Annotated in this window: 5 protein-coding genes; 1 reads left to right on the top strand and 4 read right to left on the bottom strand. The window is 45.3% G+C overall.

Annotation, left to right across the window (positions count from 1 at the left end; translation table 11 throughout):
- The first annotated feature begins 265 nt into the window (after positions 1-265).
- Positions 266-616 (top strand): rhodanese-like domain-containing protein, encoded by a 351-nt coding sequence (locus CAG69_RS19060; RefSeq protein ID WP_161445673.1) that lies wholly within the window; start codon positions 266-268, stop codon positions 614-616.
- A 96-nt stretch (positions 617-712) separates the two neighbouring features.
- On the opposite strand, the gene CAG69_RS19055 is transcribed toward CAG69_RS19060, so the two are convergent.
- The 4 genes from CAG69_RS19055 to CAG69_RS19040 form a co-directional block, all read right to left on the bottom strand.
- Positions 713-1,111, bottom strand: coding sequence for a GFA family protein (locus tag CAG69_RS19055; RefSeq protein WP_046873838.1), 399 nt, complete (start codon positions 1,109-1,111; stop codon positions 713-715).
- A gap of 286 nt (positions 1,112-1,397) precedes the next feature.
- Complete coding sequence (locus tag CAG69_RS19050; RefSeq protein WP_005395285.1) at positions 1,398-1,661, bottom strand: DUF3012 domain-containing protein; 264 nt, start codon at positions 1,659-1,661, stop codon at positions 1,398-1,400.
- A gap of 192 nt (positions 1,662-1,853) precedes the next feature.
- Positions 1,854-2,873 carry a type 2 isopentenyl-diphosphate Delta-isomerase gene (gene fni / locus CAG69_RS19045; protein WP_161445672.1) on the bottom strand — a complete coding sequence of 340 codons (1,020 nt, stop codon included), beginning with the start codon at positions 2,871-2,873 and terminating at the stop codon, positions 1,854-1,856.
- A gap of 239 nt (positions 2,874-3,112) precedes the next feature.
- Positions 3,113-4,912, bottom strand: coding sequence for a cation:proton antiporter (locus tag CAG69_RS19040; protein WP_005395287.1), 1,800 nt, complete (start codon positions 4,910-4,912; stop codon positions 3,113-3,115).
- Positions 4,913-5,024: the final 112 nt, after the last annotated feature.

The following is a 5,024-nucleotide window of genomic DNA, read 5'->3' as shown; positions in this document are numbered from 1 at the left end:
AAGTGCCTCCTACTTGGAACCAAAAATAAAAGACAGAATAAATATCAAGATGGATTTGCGAGTCGACCGCTCGCTTTCGATGAGAATAATAAGGTCGAAAAATTGGAGTTCAAGAGGTGGATTTCATAAAAATTTTTTATTGAATTGAATAAAATCTTCTATCGAAACTTTTGACATTCACGACCACTTAAAACCTCTTTATGATGGAAAATGTGTTCAATCAAATCTAGAGTGGTTACATACTCTTAAAAAGGATAATCAAACAATGAAAAAGGTCGTATCTCTGTTTCTTGCAACATTGTGCGTTGGCTTGCTTTCTTTCAACGTTGCGGCTTCTGAGCGTGCTGAGCAAGGGTGGCAACTGATTGAGAAAGGCGCAATGATTGTCGATGTACGCACGCCGCAAGAGTTCTCTGAGGGGCATTTAGACAATGCGGTCAATTTCCCTCTATCTGAGCTTGATAAACATTTCCAAGACGTCGATAAAGATCAAGCGATCGTATTGTACTGCCGCAGTGGTAATCGCTCTGGTAAAGCGTATCAATATTTGCAATCGCAAGGGTTCACGAATCTGTACAATGCAGGTGGCTTAGAAGAACTGCAAGACGCCAAATAATCATCTCTGTTCTAATTTCAAAAATAAAAGTGCAGAGGGCGTTGCAAACTTATTGCAACGCCCTCTGTTACTAAATAAATCTCTTCCGCTACTACTCTATTTAGGCCCGGCCTCAAACTGAGTCAGGTTATCCGATATCTCAAGCCACGGCGCTTTGGACGCGACAAAAATATGGAAATTTGGCTTGTGGGATGGTGCATCATCCAAGACCCCTAGGCGAATATTGACAATACCATTGTTCTTTTTCGAATACAGGCTCGATCCGCAATGGCGACAAAAACATAGCATGGTATTTTCGCTTTTCTGATAAGTCTGAATATCCTCTTTTCCTTGAGTAATGAGCAACTTATCCAAAGCAATACCGCCCGCCGATGAATAGTCAGAGCCAGTAAATTTTCGACATTCCGAGCAATGGCAATTTCCCATGTACTTGAATTCATCTGCCACTTCCAATTTCACCTTACCACACAGACATGAGCCTTTGAGTACTTCCATTTGAGTCCCTTTTTGTTATGAATCTAATTGAATTAGACGAATACACCGACACCATGCCACTGCAATGCGAAAAATTAAAGGCAGGTAATACAGGTTTTCAAAAATGAAACGAAAATGTAAAACACTTTACTCAGAGGAAAGATAGGTGTGCTCAGAACGTGAAAGCCCAAGCTATTGTCGATACAAAAACACCAAGCAAGACGCTTGGTGTTTTCTTAATATTTTGTCTAACACAGTCATCGTCATCGCTCTTAATAAGAGACGCCGTGTTGAGAAAGTGTAGTGCTTAGAAAATGCAGTGCTTAGTAAAGCTGGTGGCTTCGTTTGCACTCCAGTCACCTTTTGGCTTATCTTTCAAGTTCTCACACCATTGCTCGCTGCCCACACCATCTTGAAGAACACAGTGCTTCGCAAAGTCTACTGCGTTGTCTGCTGTCCATTCTGTTTTTGGCTTATCGCGCATGTCGTTACACCAGCCTTCAGTGCCCACTTCATCACTACAAGCGGTTAAAGCAGAAGCCGCCAACATCAGCATGACTAGTTTTTTCATAAATTTAAGGTTCCAATTGCAAACAATATTAAAATAAAACTCAATCGCTTCAACAAATGCCCATTCAACGGTCTGAATTAAGCAGTCACTTGTTGAAGTGACTTTTGTATCAACTATAACGAAATTATCAGTCTACATGTTAAGACACCGAAAAATTATTGAGCCAAGCTGCGTAAATGACACCATAAACACCTATAGGCTGCGCGCTTGCGTTAATGCGCTGATCTTAGAAGAACCCGTGCCAAAACATGCTAAACGTAACTCTAACGCCATTTGCTCAAAGTGCTCGACCACCGCTTGAGTGCTTATGGTAGCCGCTTTCAAGACTGCGCCCGCTTGCCCAACGAGATTGGCGCCCAAATGTATGGCTTTCGCCGCTTCAAGTCCGTTATGCACACCACCTGAGGCGATCAAAGGTAATGTAGGATGCTGTGCTCGTATTTGAGTCAAACATTTTGCCGTTGGGATGCCCCAATCGCGGAAAAGTTCGGCTGCACGCTGCATTTTCGGGTTATCTTGGCAATAGCCTTCAACCGCGCTCCAACTTGTGCCACCCGCGCCCGCTACGTCAATGGCATCCACACCGGTGTCAACCAATCGCTGCGCAACGTGACCACTTATACCAAAACCGACTTCTTTAATAATGATCGGAACATTCACGCGAGATTTAAGCTGCTCGATAGCGTGTAAGACCCCAATCCAATTATGGTCGCCATTTTTCTGAAACGCTTCCTGCATTGGGTTTACGTGTACAAACAACGCATCCGCTTGAATGGATTCAACCGCACGCTGCGCATTATCAAGTTTACCTTTGTCGCGCAACTGAGCGGCTCCAAGGTTGGAATAAAGCGGCACATCTTTGGCTAAATCACGAATGGTTTTACCTAGACCTGCGTGTTGTCGCTCTTCTAAGCTAATACGCTGCGACCCCACGCCCATCGCAATGCCTAATTCACTGGCAGCTTCAGCCAAACGACAATTGATCACTTCAGCGTCTTTCGCTCCACCTGTCATCGAGCTAATCAAAAACGGCAGCGCCAGTCGGTGGCCAAGAAACTCTGTCGACAGGTCGATCGCCTGAAAGTCACATTCTGGCAGCGCGCAGTGTTCAAACTCGACAGACTCAAAGCTCGCCGTTTTATGCTTCATGCTCATGTCATGATGTAAAACAGCGTCTAGATGTAAATCTTTTCGGTTAGTTTGCGGAGCCATAATGTCACCCTAAAGTAAAACAGTCGCGCAGTATTGCGATCCTTATCAGTAACGTCAATGCGAATTTTCTGAATTCACGAGATTACTTTTCCGAAACCAGTAATGAATCACGACTTACTCTGACATTATAGGAAGAGAAACTCGCCTTCCGTTTTAAACAAGCAGGCGAGTGTTTCACGAAGTTGAAGTAATCAGCGTGCGAGACACCACGATAAAAATGGGCCGCATACTTCTCTAATTTACTTTGCGCTTTCTGACAGAATCAGAGACACAACGGTGCTTGTGGTGGTTGGAGCAAACTGCTCAGGGTCATCACAGAATTGAATTTTCCCTTTTTCTTCAACGTGGAACAACGGCACTACCGAGTTCCCTTTGTGGTGCGCTAAATAGTCTTGATACGTAAAGTTGTCGCTCAATTTCGTGTGTTTTATCTCTGCACCGCGGCTCAACAAACTGGCCAGCTGGGTATAGCTTACGTTACCGCCCATCAGCAATTTACCGTGGTACTCCTGAGCCACGGAGTGCTTCTCGCTACCATTGCCGTTGGTTTTCACTTTTTGCAAGCAGTGAACTTTATCTTCACCAAACTCGTCGACAAATTGCATGCAAGCCATAATGTTGAAATGCTGGTCAGGCGTTAATGCAACTACTTGTCCCACCCCTATCAGGTTCAAATTGTCATCTGCGTGACTAGAAATCGGATTACCGTAGTAGTAATCCAGCCCCAACATACGAACTTGACTGATGTACTCCCAGTTAGAATCGGTCATCAATATGCGGCGGTCATAACGTGCCAACGCTTGACCAATTTCTCTGGCTACTCGGTTAGCACCAATCAACAAGAAGCCGCGTGGCGCTGGCTCCGCGACGCCCAACATCAATGCGACAGGACGTGCCGTTGCACTTTGTAAAACAACCGTTCCGATGATCACCATGAAGGTCATAGGAACTAGTAAAATCGCTTCATCAATACCGTATTCGGTCAATTTGATCGCGAAAAGAGACGAAATAGAGGCAGCGACAATACCGCGCGGTGCAACCCAAGACAGAAACAGTTTATCTTTAAGTCTCAAGTTACTGCGGATGGTTGAGAGGAAAATCGACAACGGACGCGACACCAACTGCATAAATACAAACAGCAATAACGCGCCACTACCCAGCGCAGCAAAATCATCCAAGCTGATGCGTGCAGCAAGGAAAATAAATAGGCCGGTGATCAGCAATATGGTCAAGTGCTCTTTAAAGTGCAGAATTTGTTGAATATTGATGCCCTTTGCGTTGGCAAGCCACATACCCATTACAGTAACCGTGAGTAATCCGGCTTCAGACTCAATATGGTTGGAGACGGAAAATACGCCGAGCACGATCATCAAAACCGCAAATGGCTGCAAGTATTCCGGTAGCCACGCACGGCGCATAATCGTTGCGACTGCTGCGCCGGAGGCCGCACCAAGAATGACGCCCACGGCAATGAGCGTCCCGAACACTTCGACGCTATTTATCGCGCTGTGCGATACGATGAACTCATAAACCATCACAACAAAAAGCGCACCGAGTGGATCAATCAAGATCCCCTCCCAACGCAAAATATTAGCAAGCGTACTGTTAGGTCTTACGGTTCGTAGAAGTGGCACGATGACCGTCGGCCCTGTTACTACGGTTAAGCTGCCGAACAACATGGCAAGCTCCCAAGTAAAGCCGAGGAAATAGTGTGTTGCAATACTGGTCGCTGCCCATGAAATGATCGCCCCGATGGAAACGATGCTCCATACCGAACCACTCACGCCACGAATTTCTTTAAAATTTAAGGTCAAACTGCCTTCAAATAAAATCACTGCCACCGCTAAAGAAACCAACGGAAAGAGCAAATTACCTAATATCTCATCAGGATTTAACCACTGCATAAATGGCCCGACGATCAGCCCTGCCAACAACAAAAATAAAATCGCTGGCAAACGCAATCGCCAAGCTAACCATTGGCAACCTAAACCAATAACCCCAACCGCTGACAGCACCAGCGCTTCATTACCCACTTGCATCAATAATTACCTGTTTTTGTCTTTTTTCGCGTGAATGCGCTATACCCAAATAACCTCGGGCGTGCGGTTCAATAAGCATGACTTGGCATGCAGACTAAACGGCTTACCTTCG

Origin of the sequence: Vibrio sp. V43_P6S15P86, from assembly GCF_009904725.1 — a bacterium.
Lineage (GTDB): Bacteria > Pseudomonadota > Gammaproteobacteria > Enterobacterales > Vibrionaceae > Vibrio > Vibrio diabolicus.
This window is presented reverse-complemented; position numbering and strand designations above follow the sequence as displayed.